13 protein-coding genes are annotated in these 14892 nt (G+C 64.7%); 11 read left to right on the top strand and 2 right to left on the bottom strand.

Annotation, left to right across the window (positions count from 1 at the left end):
* The first annotated feature begins 187 nt into the window (after positions 1-187).
* Genes P3T18_RS20210 through P3T18_RS20200 form a run of 3 tightly spaced genes read left to right on the top strand, consistent with a single transcriptional unit; the run spans position 188 to position 4043 of the window.
* Positions 188-742 (top strand): 2Fe-2S iron-sulfur cluster-binding protein, encoded by a 555-nt coding sequence (locus tag P3T18_RS20210; protein ID WP_429301733.1) that lies wholly within the window; start codon positions 188-190, stop codon positions 740-742.
* Positions 742-1728: an FAD binding domain-containing protein gene (locus tag P3T18_RS20205; protein WP_429302084.1), complete on the top strand. Its 987-nt coding sequence runs from the start codon at positions 742-744 to the stop codon at positions 1726-1728. Before P3T18_RS20210 ends, P3T18_RS20205 begins: the two co-directional genes overlap by 1 nt.
* Positions 1728-4043 carry a xanthine dehydrogenase family protein molybdopterin-binding subunit gene (locus tag P3T18_RS20200; protein ID WP_429301732.1) on the top strand — a complete coding sequence of 772 codons (2316 nt, stop codon included), beginning with the start codon at positions 1728-1730 and terminating at the stop codon, positions 4041-4043. The genes P3T18_RS20205 and P3T18_RS20200 overlap by 1 nt, the downstream gene beginning before the upstream one ends.
* 88 nt (positions 4044-4131) lie before the next feature.
* On the opposite strand, the gene P3T18_RS20195 is transcribed toward P3T18_RS20200, so the two are convergent.
* Positions 4132-4341: a hypothetical protein gene (locus P3T18_RS20195; protein WP_429301731.1), complete on the bottom strand. Its 210-nt coding sequence runs from the start codon at positions 4339-4341 to the stop codon at positions 4132-4134.
* Positions 4342-4516: 175 nt separating this feature from the next.
* Between P3T18_RS20195 and ftrA the strand changes: the two genes are divergently transcribed.
* The 8 genes from ftrA to P3T18_RS20155 all read left to right on the top strand — a co-directional run bounded on the left by ftrA (position 4517) and on the right by P3T18_RS20155 (position 13951).
* Positions 4517-5482 (top strand): transcriptional regulator FtrA, encoded by a 966-nt coding sequence (gene ftrA / locus P3T18_RS20190; protein ID WP_429301730.1) that lies wholly within the window; start codon positions 4517-4519, stop codon positions 5480-5482.
* Between the two features lie 113 nt (positions 5483-5595).
* Positions 5596-6810: a DUF2252 domain-containing protein gene (locus P3T18_RS20185; protein WP_429301729.1), complete on the top strand. Its 1215-nt coding sequence runs from the start codon at positions 5596-5598 to the stop codon at positions 6808-6810.
* Between the two features lie 191 nt (positions 6811-7001).
* Positions 7002-8444, top strand: a complete 1443-nt coding sequence (locus P3T18_RS20180; protein ID WP_429301728.1) for a GH1 family beta-glucosidase — start codon at positions 7002-7004, stop codon at positions 8442-8444.
* A gap of 96 nt (positions 8445-8540) precedes the next feature.
* The gene (locus tag P3T18_RS20175; RefSeq protein WP_429301727.1) at positions 8541-9779 is read left to right on the top strand and encodes an ABC transporter substrate-binding protein; all 1239 of its coding nucleotides are present in this window, start codon (positions 8541-8543) and stop codon (positions 9777-9779) included.
* Between the two features lie 8 nt (positions 9780-9787).
* Positions 9788-10717, top strand: a complete 930-nt coding sequence (locus tag P3T18_RS20170) for a carbohydrate ABC transporter permease (RefSeq protein WP_429301726.1) — start codon at positions 9788-9790, stop codon at positions 10715-10717.
* Positions 10717-11631 carry a carbohydrate ABC transporter permease gene (locus P3T18_RS20165; RefSeq protein WP_429301725.1) on the top strand — a complete coding sequence of 305 codons (915 nt, stop codon included), beginning with the start codon at positions 10717-10719 and terminating at the stop codon, positions 11629-11631. Before P3T18_RS20170 ends, P3T18_RS20165 begins: the two co-directional genes overlap by 1 nt.
* Positions 11632-11633: 2 nt before the next feature.
* Positions 11634-12794, top strand: a complete 1161-nt coding sequence (locus P3T18_RS20160) for an ABC transporter ATP-binding protein (protein WP_429301724.1) — start codon at positions 11634-11636, stop codon at positions 12792-12794.
* Positions 12795-12868: 74 nt separating this feature from the next.
* Positions 12869-13951: a LacI family DNA-binding transcriptional regulator gene (locus tag P3T18_RS20155; RefSeq protein WP_429301723.1), complete on the top strand. Its 1083-nt coding sequence runs from the start codon at positions 12869-12871 to the stop codon at positions 13949-13951.
* Positions 13952-14004: 53 nt separating this feature from the next.
* Here P3T18_RS20155 and P3T18_RS20150 read toward each other — a convergent pair whose 3' ends face one another.
* Positions 14005-14862 (bottom strand): PA4780 family RIO1-like protein kinase, encoded by an 858-nt coding sequence (locus P3T18_RS20150; RefSeq protein WP_429301722.1) that lies wholly within the window; start codon positions 14860-14862, stop codon positions 14005-14007.
* Positions 14863-14892: the final 30 nt, after the last annotated feature.

The raw sequence follows: 14892 nt of genomic DNA, 5'->3' as shown, positions 1-14892 counted from the left end.
CGGCGCGCTGAGCGACGCCTACGCTCGCACCTCGTCTGAAAAGGTCGAGCAGGCAGGCGGCCGTTCGCATTCCTCACCCGTCAGCAAATGGCACGCGGCAAACAGCACACGGCAAACCCTCCACGGTTTGCATCTGAAAGGCGGGACACGCAACCCCGGCGCAGTCCCCAATTTAACGGGAGCAATCATGCATTTCGTTATCAACGGCAAGGAGATGGATCTGGAGTTCGATCCCAGAACATCGCTTCTCGATCTGGTTCGCGAACGGCTTCATCTTTTCGGCGCAAAAAAGGGCTGCAATCAGGGCGCTTGCGGCGCGTGCACCGTGCTCGTCGACGGCACGCGAATCAATAGTTGTCTCGCTCTCGCGGTGCAATATCAGGACTGCGAGATCACGACGATCGAAGGACTCGGCGAGCCGGGCAATCTTCATCCGCTGCAGGCGGCCTTCGTGCAGCACGACGGTTTTCAGTGCGGATACTGTACGCCCGGCCAGATCTGCTCGGCCGTGGGGATGGAAAAGGAATGGCGGCGCGGTGTGCCGAGCTATGTCAGCGACGACGTGGCCGCCGACGATTTCGCGCTCACCGACCTCGAACTGCGCGAACGGATGAGCGGCAATCTGTGCCGCTGCGGCGCGTACAACGGCATTGTCGACGCGATCCAGGAAACGTTCGGATCGGACACGGCCGAGCCTGCCGAACAGTCTGCAAAACAGCCTGCAAAACGCGAGGCCGCATGATGAACCCATTCCATTATCAACGCGCCGGCGACCAGCAGGCGGCGCTCGCACTCGGCACCCAGCCCGGCACGCGCTATCTCGGCGGCGGCACCAACCTCGTCGATCTGATGCGCGAGGACATCGAACATCCGATGATGCTCGTCGACGTCAGCGGTCTTTCGCGCGATATCGAAGACACGGACGACGGCGGATTGCGCATCGGCGCCGGCGTCAAAAACACCGCACTGGCGGCCGACCGGCGCGTGCGCGAACGCTATCCGATGCTGTCCGAAGCGATTCTGGCCGGCGCGTCGGCGCAAATTCGCAATATGGCGACCGTGGGCGGCAATCTCCTGCAGCGCACCCGTTGCGGCTATTTCTACGACGACGCGGCGCATTGCAACAAGCGCGCGCCGGGAACGGGCTGCGACGCGATCGACGGCTTCAATCGCATGCATGCGATTCTCGGCGCGTCGTCCGCGTGCGTCGCCACGCATCCGTCGGATATGGCGGTGGCGCTGGCCGCGCTCGACGCAAGTGTGAGCGTGGCCGGGCCGAACGGCGCGCGCGAGATTCCGTTGACCGGCTTTCACACGCTGCCCGGCGACACGCCTCACATCGAGACGACGCTCGCAGCGGGCGAACTGATTACCGCCGTCACCTTGCCGCGCGCATTCGACGGCCACTCGACCTATCGCAAAGTGCGCGACCGCGCGTCGTACGCGTTCGCCCTGATCTCGGTGGCGGCCGCGCTTCAGGTGCGGGATGGCGTGGTGGAGCAGGTGCGGATCGCGCTGGGCGGCGTCGCGCACAAGCCGTGGCGGGCTAACGCGGCCGAGGCCGCGCTTACGGGCGCGCCGGCCAGCGAAGCCACATTTCGCGCCGCGATGCAGGCGGAACTCGCCGACGCCCGGGCGCTTCGCGACAACGCATTCAAGATCGAACTGGCTCAGCGAGTCGTAGTCGACACGCTCGTCAAGCTCACGGCTCGTCAGGAGAATCGCTGATGCCTATCATCAAGGACACCATGCAGGCGGTGATGAAAAAAGCCATTGCACTCGCCCCCGACAGCTTCATTCCCGGCGGCGAGCCCGATCCGCTGATCAGCCATCGGCACGGTCTGATCGGTGCGCCGGTGAGCCGGATCGACGGGCCGTTGAAAGTGTCGGGCCGGGCCGCTTTCGCCGCTGAATTTCCGCTGGATGGCATGACCTATGCCGCGCTCAAATATTCGACCATCGCGCGTGGGCGCATCGTCGGCATCGACACCGCTGCGGCCGAGGCCGCGCCCGGTGTCGTGCTGGTGATGACGTATCGAAACGCGCCGCGTCTGAAACCCATGCCGGCGTTCATGACGCAACCGAAAGCCGCGGGCGGCGACAGTCTGCCCGTCATGCAGGACGACCAGATTCACTGGAACGGCCAGCCGGTCGCGCTGGTTCTGGCCGACACGCAGGAGCAGGCGGACTACGCACAATCGCTCGTGCAGGTGACCTACGAGACGGCGGACGATGGCGTGACCTCGCTCGCGGAAGCCCGCAAAAATGGTTCGGAGCCCGGCGTGTTTCAGGGCGAACCGCTGAAGCTCGAAATCGGCGACGCCGAAGCGAAACTGGCCGCCGCGCCGCACAAAATCGACGTGCGCTACACGACGCCCCGGCACAATCACAATCCGATCGAACTGCATGCCGCGACGCTCGCCTGGGACGGCGACACGCTGCGCATCCACGACACCGTGCAGGCGGTGGCCCACGAAGCCTGGACCATGGCGCACGTGTTCGGCATCGACGAGAAGCAGGTGCATGTGAGTTCACCGTATGTCGGCGGGGGATTCGGCTCGAAAACCGTCTGGCAGCATCAGGTGCTGGCTGCGGCGGCGGCGAGGCTGGTGCAACGTCCGGTGCGCATCACGCTGTCGCGCGAAGGCGTGTTCCGCATCGTCGGCGGGCGCACCGTCACGGAGCAGCGCGTGGCGCTCGGCGCGCAGGCCGACGGCACGCTGGACGCGCTCATCCACACCGGCCTCGTGGCGATGACGCCGCACAACAACATGCCGGAGCCGTTCATCCTGCCGGCCAGAAGCGCGTACGCGTCGCGCAGTTTTCTTCTCGACGTCGAAACCGTGAAGATGAACATGACGGCCAATACGTTCATGCGCGCGCCGGGCGAAGCCGTCGGCACGTTTGGACTGGAATGCGGCATCGACGAACTCGCGCACGCCATCGGCATGGATGCGATCGACTTGCGGATCGCGAACGAACCGGAACGCGACCCGACCACCGGCCTGCCGTTTTCCCAGCGCGGCATCGTGCAGGCTTGGAACGCGGGTCGCGAGCGGTTCGGCTGGGCGGCGCGCGGCGCACCCGGCAGCCGGCGCGAGGGCGACTGGTTAATCGGTCTGGGCTGCGCGACCGGCACCTATCCCTATTACCGGATGCCGGGCGGTGCGGCTCGCATCACCCTGACCGACAAAGGACGCGCCACCGTCAGCATCGCCGCGCACGAAATGGGCATGGGCACCTCGACCGCGCAAACGCAGATCATCGCGGAGCGCCTCGGACTGAACATGGAAGACATCGACTTCGAGTACGCCGATTCGACGTTGCCAGGTGTCGTGCTGGCGGGCGGCTCGCAGCAGACGGCCGCGATCGGCGCCGCCGTGATTGCCGCGCATCACAAACTCGTCGGACGCTTGCTGCAATTCGCGGGCAATCGCTCGCCGCTGTCCGGTCTGTTGCCGGACGAGGTGGGCGGACGCGACGGCGGCTTGTGCTCGCTCGAGGACGAAAGCCGCTTTGAATCCTACGGCGCGATTCTGGAGCGCGCGCGGCAGGCGCAGATTACCGTCGAGGCCGAAGCGCCGATGCCTTTCGAACTACAACACTGGTCGATGCACAGCCATAGCGCGCTGTTCTGCGAAGTGCGAGTCAACGCGATCAGCGGCGAGATTCGCGTGAGCCGGTTCCTCGGGTCGTTCGATTGCGGCCGGATCATCAATGCGAAGACCGCGGCCAGCCAGTTTCGCGGCGGCATCATCATGGGCCTCGGCCTCGCGCTGATGGAGGAAACCCAGTTCGACGAACGAACCGGCCGAGTGATGAATCCGTCGCTCGCCGACTATCACGTGCCGGTTCACCTCGACGTGCCCGCGATCGACATCATCTGGAACGACGAAGCCGATCCTCACACGCCGATGGGCGCGCGCGGTGTCGGCGAGATCGGCATTACCGGCGTGGGCGCGGCCGTGGCGAACGCGGTGTTCAATGCGACGGGCAAGCGCGTGCGCGATTTGCCGGTGACGCTGGATAAAATCTTCGGCTAGTAAGGGACGTTAGGGACGTGCGGGACGTGAGGGACGTGCGGGACGTGAGGGACGTTGGCGCAGGGCGGTTGTTGTCCTGCGCCGACGCCTAGGATTCCCGCGTCGATCCCGGCGGCACCGGGTTTTTATCCTGCGAAGACGGCAACGCATTTTCCGACTCGCTGTGCCTCGCCTTTTCCTTCGCGTCGCGTTTGCCTTGCTGCGTGTCGGACGGTGCGTGCGCGTCCTTGCTTGCAGGCTTATCCGTGGCGCGTTTGTCCTGCTGCGCGTCGTTCGATCCGTTTGCACTGGATTTCATGATGGTCGTCTCCTTCACATGAATGCGGGCCTTGCCGTGTCGCACTTATGTGCGCGGAGCGCCGGTCGAGGCCACACCTTCCAGTGAGCAAAACGCGAGCCCAGCCGGCGCGCGGCGTGGCGCAACCGGTGGCGCAACCCGCGGCGCACGCATCAATCTCCGGTAACATCGCGCCATGGACAATCATCTCGTCGTCGCGCTGGTCTACGACCGGCTCTGCACCTTCGAATTCGGCTGCGTGACCGAGCTGTTCGCGCTGGAGCGGCCCGAACTCGGCGTGACCTGGTACGACTTCGCCGTGTGTGCGAGCGAGCCCGGTCCGATCCGGGCGGCGGGCGGCATCACCGTCGCCGCGCCGTACACGCTCGAATTGCTGGACCAGGCCGACACCATCGTAATTCCCGGTTGGCGCGACGCCGACGAACTGCCGCCGCCCGCGCTGCTCGCACGCGTTCGCGCCGCCTATGAACGCGGCGCGCGCCTGTGCTCGATCTGCTCGGGCGTTTTCGTGCTGGCGGCAGCGGGCGTGCTCGACGGCAAGACCGTCACCACGCACTGGCGCTACGCGGAGAAACTGCAGCAGCGCTATCCGGCGTTACGCGTGCAGCCCGACGCGTTGTATGTCGACGAAGGACAGATCATCACCTCGGCGGGATCGGCGGCGGGTCTCGACATGCTGCTGCATCTGGTGCGGCGCGATCACGGCAGCGCGGTAGCGAACCGCGTCGCGCAACGGCTGGTGGTGCCGCCGCATCGCGAGGGCGGTCAGGCGCAGTTCGTGCCGCGCCCGATGCCGCAGGATGAAGGCGGCCGTCTGGCCCGGCTGATGGACTGGGTGCGCGCGAATCCCGCGTTGCCGCACACCTTGCGCTCGCTGGCCAAGCAGGCGTCGATGAGTCCGCGTACTTTGCAGCGGCAGTTTCACGACGCCACCGGCATGGCGCCGTACGAATGGCTGGTGCGCGAACGCGTGGCGATGGCGCGCGATCTGCTCGAAGCATCCACGCCGCTGCCCATGCACCGTATCGCGGAGCTGGCCGGCTTCGGTTCCGAAGAATCGCTGCGGCGGCATTTTCGCCGCGTCGTATCGACGAGTCCGGCGGCCTATCGCAAGAAGTTCGGCACGCGGGACGCGGCCTGAAAGACTGGCCTCGGGCCGCACTTTCATACGTCGAACTTCAAAATCCCAACACCCGAACACCCAACCCACACCGCGTATTTCCGCCCGAAGTACTCGCAACGAAGAGGTCACGCATGTCCGATATCGCGCAGCTCATCGCCACCTTCAATGCAGGCCGCGACCCGGAACGGCTCGCCATGAAATACCGGCTGATGCGCGCCTCGCCGTTCGTGTTTCTGCGCGGCACCTGCCACCTGTTCTACACGCGGCTGCCGCGCAACGAACTGCTCGACCATGCGCCGCCGGTGTGGATTTGCGGCGACATGCATCTGGAGAATTTCGGTAGCTACAAGGGCGACAATCGCCTCGTCTACTTCGATAACAACGATTTCGACGAGGCCTGTCTCGCGCCGAATCTGTACGAACTGGTGCGGCTGCTCGCGAGCGTGCTGGTCGGCGCCGCCGATCTGAAGCTCAGCCGCGCGCAGGCGCTGGCGTTGTGCCAGACCGCCGTGGAGTCGTACGGCGGCGCGCTGGCGTTCGGCAAGGCGCGCTGGATCGAGCCGGAAACGTCGGTCGGCATGGTGCGCGATCTGTTCGACGCCTTGGCGAGCCGCTCGCGCGCCGCGCACCTGGACCGGCGCACGGTCCTCAAAGGCAAGACGCGCGTGTTGAAAGTGGACGGCAAGAAAGCGCTGCCGGTTAGCGATCAGGCGCGCGCCGAGGTCACGTCGTTCATGCAGACCTTCGCTGCCGGCGAGCCGAATCCGGATTTTTACCGCGTGCTGGACGTGGCGCGACGCATCGCGGGAACAGGCAGCCTGGGCGTGGATCGCTACGTGATTCTGGTGGCGGGCAAGGGCTCGCCGGACGGCAACTATCTGATCGACCTGAAGGAAGCGTTGCCTTCGTCGGTCACGCCGCACGTCCGCACGCCGCAGCCGGCATGGCAGACCGAAGCGCAACGCGTGGTCGAGATTCAGCGCCGCAATCAGGCGGTGTCGCAGGCGTTCCTGCATGCAGTCGAATTCAATCAGCGATCCTACGTATTGCGCAGTTTGCAACCGTCCGAAGATCGCGTCGCGCTGGCCGACTGGGACGGCAAGCTGCCGCGCCTCGAAGCAGTGATCAACAGCATGGCCGAGTTGAGCGCCTGGGCGCATCTGCGCAGCGGCGGCCGGCAGAAGTCGTCGATCGCGGACGACCTGATCGCCTTCGGTCAGCGGCGCGACTGGCAACTGCCGCTGATCGATCTCGCGACGCAATGCGAAGCGCAGGTGGTGGCGGACTGGAAGGCCTATTGCGATGCCTACGATCGCGGCGCGTTCGATCTGTCCGCGAAAAAATGAAACGCGCGCAGCGCCGCCGGCGCGCGCGCCAATGCACGGCGCATGCCGCCATGGCGCGTGCCAGCCGCGCTCCAGACAAACCCTGATTGCTGCGTCAAACAGCCCGCTGATATCGTTCGCTGGTCTTGTGGAAGCGCTTCCACCCGCGCTTTCGCCGTACCCGGTTCAATGACCTCAGCGCAGGAGAATCCGTGGCAAACGACGCATCTGTGGTATCCGACGCTGCACCTTCCGGTCAGCTCGCCGCTTCCTCCCGCGAGTCGCGGATCGATCCCAACGCCAATCCCTTCACGCCGCCCGCCGACTCCTCGCTGTGGCGCAAGAGCTTCCTGCTCGGCGCCGCCACGGCCTCGTATCAGATAGAAGGCGCGGTGCACGAAGACGGCCGCCTGCCGTCGATCTGGGACACGTTCTCGGCCACCCCCGGCAAGGTGCTGGCGGGCGACACCGGCGAGGTGGCATGCGATCACTATCACCGCTGGGAGTCCGACGTCGATCTGCTGGCGAGCCTCGGCCTCGAAGCCTACCGGCTGTCGATTGCGTGGCCGCGCGTGATGGACGCGGCGGGGCAGCCGAATCGCAAAGGTCTCGACTTCTACCGGCGTCTGCTCACGCGTCTGAAAGAGAAGGGCATCCAGACCTTCGTCACGCTGTATCACTGGGATTTGCCGCAGCATCTCGAAGACCGCGGCGGCTGGCTCAATCGCGACACGGCTTATCGTTTCGCCGATTACGCCGACCTCGTCAGCCGCGAATTCGCCGGCATGGTCGACGCCTGGGCGACGCTCAACGAGCCGTGGTGTTCCGCTTTCCTCGGCTACGGCAACGGACACCATGCGCCGGGTCTTGCCAACGGACGCTATGCCACGCAGGCCATGCATCATCTGCTGCTCGCGCACGGTCTCGCGCTGCCGGTGCTACGCGCGAACGATCCGGCCTCGAAAAAAGGCATCGTCGCGAACATCGGCCGCGGCACCGCGAACAGCGACAGCGCCGCCGACCGGCGCGCGGCGGAGCTGTTCGAAATGCAGCACAACGCGTGGATTCTCGATCCGCTGCTCAAGGGCGCGTATCCGCAGGACCTGTTCGAGTTGTGGCCGGGCACCGAACCGCTGGTGCTCGACGGCGACATGCAGACAATCGCCGCGCCACTGGATTTTCTGGGCATCAACTATTACTTCCGCACCAATGTCGAGAGCGACGGCGGTCACGGGTTTAGGGAAGTGCCGCTCGAAGGCGTGGAGCGCACGCAGATGGGCTGGGAAGTTTTCCCCGATGGCCTGCGCGATCTCCTGATCGGCTTCAGCGGCACGTACCGCAATCTGCCGCCCATCTACATCACCGAAAACGGCATGGCCTCGGACGACAAGGTCGTGAACGGCCGCGTGGAAGACACGCAGCGCATCGCGTTTCTCAAACGGCACCTGGGCGCGGTGGACGAAGCCATCAAGGCGGGCGTGGACGTGCGCGGTTATTTCCTGTGGTCGCTGATGGATAACTTCGAATGGGCGTTCGGTTACGAGCGTCGCTTCGGTGTCGTACACGTGGATTACAGTACGCAGAAACGCACCGTCAAGCGCAGCGCGGAACTGGTGTCCGGCTTTCTGGAGGAGCGCAAGACACGCGGTTCCTAGACCTCGGTGAAGAAGAAAATCGCGGCACGGCAGCTGGTTTGTATGTCGACTCGAAAACACGGGCGCCCGGCGACGGCGCGCCCGACAGGAGACGGAATGAACAGCAGAAAAATGGTCTTGCGAGGCATGGTTGCGGCACTGTCGCTGTATGGCGTCGTTGCGCAGGCGGAGCCCCTGAAGGCTAACGTGATTCACTGGTGGACCTCGGGCGGCGAGTCGGCGGCGATCCGTCAATTCGCCGACGCGTACAACAAGGCCGGCGGGCAGTGGGTAGACAACGCGGTAGCGGGCGCCGACCAGGCGCGCTCGACCGCGATCAACCGCATCGTCGGCGGCGATCCACCCACGGCTGCGCAATTCAACACGTCACGGCAGTTTCACGACCTGATCGATCAGGGTCTGCTGAACAACGTCGACGACGTCGCCGCGAAGGAAAACTGGAACGGCGTCTTCCCGCAGTCGATCATCGACAGCATCAAGGTGAAAGGGCATTACTACGCCGCGCCGGTCGATATCCATATGCCGGCCTGGTTCTTCTATTCGAAGCCGGTATTCCAGAAAGCGGGCATTGCGGGCGAGCCGAAAAGCTACGACGAATTCCTCGCCGATCTTGGCAAGCTCAAAGCAGCCGGCGTGATTCCGCTCGCGCTGGGCGGCCAGCCGTGGCAGGAGAAAATTACCTTCGACGCCGTGTTCGCGGACGTGGGCGGTCCCGATCTCTACATGAAGGTGTATCGCGATCACGACGCGAACGCGGTGAAGTCCGATGCCTTCAAGAAAGTGCTGACCGCGTTCAAGCGTCTGCATGATTTCGTCGATCCGGGCTCGCCGGGGCGCAACTGGAACGACGCGACGGCGCTCGTGATTTCGGGCAAGGCCGGCGTGCAGATCATGGGCGACTGGGCCAAGGGCGAATTCTCGGCGGCCAATCAGACGGCGGGCAAAGACTTCGGCTGCTTCCCTGGCTTCGGTCCGCATTCGCCGTATCTGGTGGCGGGCGACGTGTTCGTGTTCCCGAAAACCGATAACCCCACCGCGATCAAGGCGCAAAATCTGCTGGCCACCGTCATGACGTCGCCTTCCGCGCAGGTGGCGTTCAGCGCGAAGAAAGGCTCGATTCCGATTCGTCCCGACGTGGACGTCAGCAGTCTCGACATTTGCGCGAAGGAGGGCATGGCGATCATGAAAGACAAGTCGCGGCAATTGCCGAATCCGGAAATGCTGTTGTCGCCCGACACGCAAGGCGCGCTGATCGACGTCATCACGAACTTCTGGAACAAGAACCAGTCGGTCGACGACGCGCAGAAGGCGTTCGCCAGCGCACTGAAGAGCTAGGCGCCGCGATGCACGCGCTCAAGCTTCAAGGCGCGCGGACCGCGCCGTTGAAAAAGCCGCTGAAAAAGCGCTTGCCGGTCGCGGCGTGGCTGGCCTTGCTGCCGATGGTCCTGACCGTGGTGTTCGCCTATCTCGGTACCATGGTCTGGACCGCGCGCGTGTCGCTCAGCAACTCGCGCACTTTTCCGTCCGGCGACTTCGCGGGCTTCACGCAATACGAGCGGCTGTTCAACAACGACCGCTGGTTGCTGTCGCTGCAGAACATCGTGATCTACGGCGCGTGCTTCATCGCCGCGTGCATGGTGATCGGTTTGCTGCTGGCGATCTTCATCGACCAGCGCGTGGTGGCCGAAGGCGCGCTGCGCACCATTTTCCTGTATCCGTACGCGATGTCGTTCGTCGCCACGGGACTCGTGTGGCAGTGGATTCTCAACCCCGAACTCGGCGCGCAGGCCGTGCTGCACAAACTGGGTTTCGTGCACGCACGCTTCGACTGGATCGTCGATCAGGACTGGGTGATCTACACGATCGTCATCGCGACGGTGTGGCAGGCCTCGGGTCTGGTGATGGCGCTGTTGCTCGCCGGACTGCGCGGCATCGACGACGAACTGTGGAAGGCCGCGCGCATCGACGGCATTCCGCGCTGGCGCGTCTATGCGAGCATCGTCGTGCCGATGCTCGGGCCGTCCATGTCCACCGCCTTCGTGCTGCTCTTCGTGATGGTGGTGAAACTCTACGACGCCGTGGTCGCGATGACGCAGGGCGGTCCCGGCACGGCCAGCGAAGTGCCGGCCAAGTTCATCATGGACTATCTGTTTGGCCGCGCGAATATCGGCCTCGCGTCGGCGGCGTCGATCGTGCTGCTCGCCACGGTGCTGGCGATTCTCGCGCCGTTCTTCTATGCCCGCAGCCGCGCCGCGTTGCGCAAGGACGTCTGATGAACACGCTCAGCTCTCCGCTGAAAAGTGGCGCGCCAAACCGCGCGCCAAAGCGCAGGCGCCGCGCTTTCACGCCGGCGCGTCTCGGTGTCTACGCTTTCCTGCTGACCGCCGCGCTGTTTTTCCTGTTGCCGCTGTACGTGATGCTGGTCACGTCGGTCAAACCGATGAGCGAAATCCGCCTCGGCAATCTGCTCGCGCTGCCCGCCCATTTCACGCTCGACGCGTGGAGCGCGGCGTGGCAATCGGCCTGCACGGGACTCGACTGCAACGGCATCCAGGTCGGCTTCTGGAACTCGGTGCGCATCGTTGTGCCGAGCACGCTGCTGTCGATCCTGATCGGCGCGGTGAACGGCTACGCGCTGTCGTTCTGGCGGCCGCGCGGCGCGGGTGTGCTGTTCGGCGTGTTGCTGATGGGCGCCTTCATTCCCGTGCAGGTGATGGTGTATCCGCTCGTGCGCGTGCTGGCGAGCGTGCATCTGTTCAGCTCCTTGCCGGGCATCGTGGTGATCCACACCATCTTCGGCATGCCGGTCATGACGCTGCTGTTTCGCAACTACTATGCGTCGATTCCGCAGGAACTGTTCAAGGCGGCGCGTATCGACGGCGGCGGCTTCTGGCGCATCTTCGTGCAACTCATGTTGCCGATGTCGACGCCGATCATCGTCGTGGCGGTCATCATGCAGGTGACGGGCATCTGGAACGACTTCATTCTCGGGCTGGTGTTCGCGGGCACCCGCAATCTGCCGATGACCGTGCAACTGAACAACATCATCAATACGACGACGGGCGAACGGCTCTATAACGTCAACATGGCGGCGACCATACTGACGTCGATGGTGCCGCTCGCGATCTACTTCATTTCGGGCCGCTGGTTCGTGCGCGGCATCGCAACCGGCGCCGTCAAGGGATAGGCATGACACATTTCGCTAACGTGGTGGATATCGCCGACGCCTCGAAACGCGCGGAACGAGCCGGCGTGGCCGATCTGACGCAGCCGGCCAACGTGTCGGTGCGCGACCTGACGATCCAGCTCGGCGCCAACACCGTGATCGAACATCTCGATCTCGACGTGCGGGCAGGCGAATTCGTCGTGCTGCTCGGGCCTTCCGGTTGCGGCAAATCCACGTTGCTGCACAGCATCGCGGGCCTGATCGACGTGACGGACGGCACGATCGAGATTGCCGGCGAAGACATGACTTGGGCGGACCCGAAAGACCGGCGCATCGCGCTGGTGTTCCAGTCGTATGCGCTTTATCCGACCATGAGCGTGGAGCGCAATCTGTCGTTCGCGCTGCGGATCAACGGCACGCCGAAGGCGGAAATCGAACGGCGCGTGGCGCGCGCGTCCGAGATGCTGCAACTCGGGCCGCTGCTCAAGCGCAAACCGGCGCAACTCTCGGGCGGCCAGCGTCAGCGGGTGGCGATCGGCCGGGCGATCGTGCGCGAAGCCGACGTGTTCCTGTTCGATGAGCCGCTCTCCAATCTCGACGCCAAGCTGCGCACCGAACTGCGCCGCGAACTCAAGCAACTGCATCAGCGGCTCGGCGCCACCATGATCTACGTCACGCACGATCAGGTGGAAGCCATGACGCTCGCCACCCGCATGGCGGTGATGCGCGGCGGCGTGATCCAGCAGTTCGGCACGCCCGCCGAGGTCTACGCGAAACCGGACAATCTGTTCGTCGCCACGTTCCTCGGCTCGCCCGCCATGAATCTGCTCAACGGTACGCTGCAAAGGCACGACGGCTCGCTATACTTTTGCACGCCGCAGCACCGCTTCGACGTCTCGGGCTATCCGTTCAAGGCGGCGCCGGCCGACCGCCTGCCGTGCGTGCTCGGCGTGCGGGCCGAAGACGTGCATCTGGGCGACAGCGCAGGGGCGTCCGAGCGCGCGAGCGTCTCGCTGGTCGAGCCGATGGGCAACCACCGCGTCGTCTGGCTCGACTATCATGGCGTTCAGATCGCGTCGATCGATCAGACGAAAGCGCCGGTGTCGGTAGGCGACACCGCGGCGTTCCGGTTCGACGGCGCGCACGTGTCGCTGTTCGACGAAGCGGGCGGCGCGCGTCTGTAGCGCGTCGAGTGATGGCGCGGGCGGCCAAGGCCGTTCGCGTGATGGATATAACAAGGGTTTGACCGGAGAAGGGCGTGGCAACACTCAAGGATGTCGCGGCACTCGCCGGAGTCGGCATGTCGACTGCGTCGCGTGCCATATCCGGCAAGGGGCCGATTTCCGCCGACGCCGCCGCGCGCGTGAAGGCCGCGATCGAGGCATTGAATTTCCGGCCGTCGTCGATCGGCCGCGCCATGGCCACGCAGTCGCTCGGCATGGTCGGGCTGTTCGTGCCGACGTTTTTCGGCTCGTATTACGGCACCATTCTCAAGCAGACGGATACCGAATTGCGCGCTGTGCGCCGGCATGTGGTGGTCGCCACCGGTTGCGGCGAGACCTCGCCGCGCGAGCAGGCGATCGAAGCCGTGCGATTCCTGATCGGCCGCGATTGCGACGGCGTGGTGGTCATCAGTCATGATCTGCACGACGAAGACCTCATCATGCTGCACAAGATGCACCCGAAAATGGTGTTTCTGAACCGTGCCTTCGACCAGTTGCCCGAGGCGTCTTTCTGCGCCGACCACCGGCACGGCGGCGAACTGGCGGCGCGCACGCTGCTCGATCACGGCCATCGCGAGATCGCGGTGATTTCCGGGCCGTCCACGGCGTCGGACAACCAGGCGCGGCTCGAAGGCTTTTTCGCCGAACTCGCCCGCGCGGGCCTCATGCAGGACGACGTGATCCTGATCGAATCGGACTTCTCGCCGGAAGGCGGCTACGCCGCCGCGCAGACGCTGCTCGACTCGAAGCGGCCCTTCACGGGCGTGTTCTGCGCGAACGACACGATGGCGGTAAGCGTGCTCGCGCGTTTTCACCAGGCGGGCATTTCGGTGCCCGCCGAAGTGTCGGTCATCGGTTACGACGACGATTATTCCGCCGCTTACGCGGCGCCCGGACTCACCTCGGTGCATATCCCGACAGCGGAACTCACGCAGAACGCCGTTCGCTGGCTGGTCAATCAGTGCTACCGCACCACGTGGGAAATTTTCCGCGAGTTTCCGATCACGGTGACGATGCGCGAATCGGTCGGACCGGTGCCATCGGCGGCTCTGCTTGCTTCGAGAGACGCAAAAGCGGCGAAGGCCGCAAAGGCTGAAAAAGCGCTGAAAAAGCGGTGAAAAAGCCCACGAAAGCGGGCATTTCCTGACGTAACGAACGCGACGCGAACTGCTCAGGACTCGCCGCGCAACGCCGCTTCGTGACGCAGACGCGCCTCTTCTTCCAGACGCGTGTCTTCGAGTTCCTGCAGCACGGCTTCGAGGTCGATCGGCGTGGTGTCGAGTTCGACTCGGCCGGTCAGTTCGCTCTCCACGTGCAGGGCGCCGGCTTCGTAAAGCGCCCAGATTTCCTTGCCGTAGCTTGCGTCGAGCAGCGCCGGCGCGAAGCGGCCGAAATACGCCGCGAGGTTGCTCACGTCGCGCTCCAGCATGGCGGGCGCTTCGAGATTGCCGGCGGCGTTCACCGCCTGCGGCAGGTCGATGATCACGGGGCCGTCGGCGGCCAGCAGAATGTTGTACTCCGACAGATCGCCGTGGATCATGCCGGCGCACAGCATGCGCACCACTTCCGTCAGCAGCCGCGCGTGCAGTTCGAGCGCGCGCGCCTCGCTCATGTCCACGTCGTTCAGACGCGGCGCGACATTGCCGTCGGCGTCGGTCACGAGTTCCATCAGCAGCACGCCGTCGGTGCAGATATAGGGCTGCGGCACGCGCACGCCGGCGTTCGCCAGCTGGAACAGCGCATCGACTTCGGCGTTCTGCCACGCCTGTTCCTGCACTTCGCGGCCGTAGCGGCTGCCTTTTTCCATCGCGCGTTGCTCGCGGCTGTTCTTGACCTTGCGGCCTTCGCGATAAGAAGCGGCCTGGCGGAAGCTGCGCTGTTTGGCGTCTTTGTAGACTTTGGCGCAGCGCGTGTCGTCGCCGCTGCGCACCACGTAGACGGTGGCTTCCTTGCCGCTCATCAGTTGCGAGATCACTTCGTCGATCAGGCCTTCTTCGACGAGCGGGAGCAGACGTTTGGGTGTTTTCATGCGACCGCCACGAGGCGGCGCGCTGCGACG

Source organism: Paraburkholderia sp. GAS199 (genome assembly GCF_050436585.1).
Lineage (GTDB): Bacteria > Pseudomonadota > Gammaproteobacteria > Burkholderiales > Burkholderiaceae > Paraburkholderia.
Note: the sequence above shows the minus strand (reverse complement) of the source record. Positions and strands in the feature narration are given on the sequence as shown.

What these genes read in the sequence shown, in the direction of transcription:
- P3T18_RS20160 (WP_429301724.1), top strand. Translation starts at nt 11,634, where the DNA reads ATGACACATTTCGCTAACGTGGTGGATATCGCCGACGCCTCGAAACGC.
- ftrA (WP_429301730.1), top strand. Translation starts at nt 4,517, where the DNA reads ATGGACAATCATCTCGTCGTCGCGCTGGTCTACGACCGGCTCTGCACC.
- P3T18_RS20200 (WP_429301732.1), top strand. Translation starts at nt 1,728, where the DNA reads ATGCCTATCATCAAGGACACCATGCAGGCGGTGATGAAAAAAGCCATT.
- P3T18_RS20205 (WP_429302084.1), top strand. Translation starts at nt 742, where the DNA reads ATGAACCCATTCCATTATCAACGCGCCGGCGACCAGCAGGCGGCGCTC.
- P3T18_RS20150 (WP_429301722.1), bottom strand. Translation starts at nt 14,862, where the DNA reads ATGAAAACACCCAAACGTCTGCTCCCGCTCGTCGAAGAAGGCCTGATC.
- P3T18_RS20165 (WP_429301725.1), top strand. Translation starts at nt 10,717, where the DNA reads ATGAACACGCTCAGCTCTCCGCTGAAAAGTGGCGCGCCAAACCGCGCG.
- P3T18_RS20175 (WP_429301727.1), top strand. Translation starts at nt 8,541, where the DNA reads ATGAACAGCAGAAAAATGGTCTTGCGAGGCATGGTTGCGGCACTGTCG.
- P3T18_RS20210 (WP_429301733.1), top strand. Translation starts at nt 188, where the DNA reads ATGCATTTCGTTATCAACGGCAAGGAGATGGATCTGGAGTTCGATCCC.
- P3T18_RS20185 (WP_429301729.1), top strand. Translation starts at nt 5,596, where the DNA reads ATGTCCGATATCGCGCAGCTCATCGCCACCTTCAATGCAGGCCGCGAC.
- P3T18_RS20170 (WP_429301726.1), top strand. Translation starts at nt 9,788, where the DNA reads ATGCACGCGCTCAAGCTTCAAGGCGCGCGGACCGCGCCGTTGAAAAAG.
- P3T18_RS20195 (WP_429301731.1), bottom strand. Translation starts at nt 4,341, where the DNA reads ATGAAATCCAGTGCAAACGGATCGAACGACGCGCAGCAGGACAAACGC.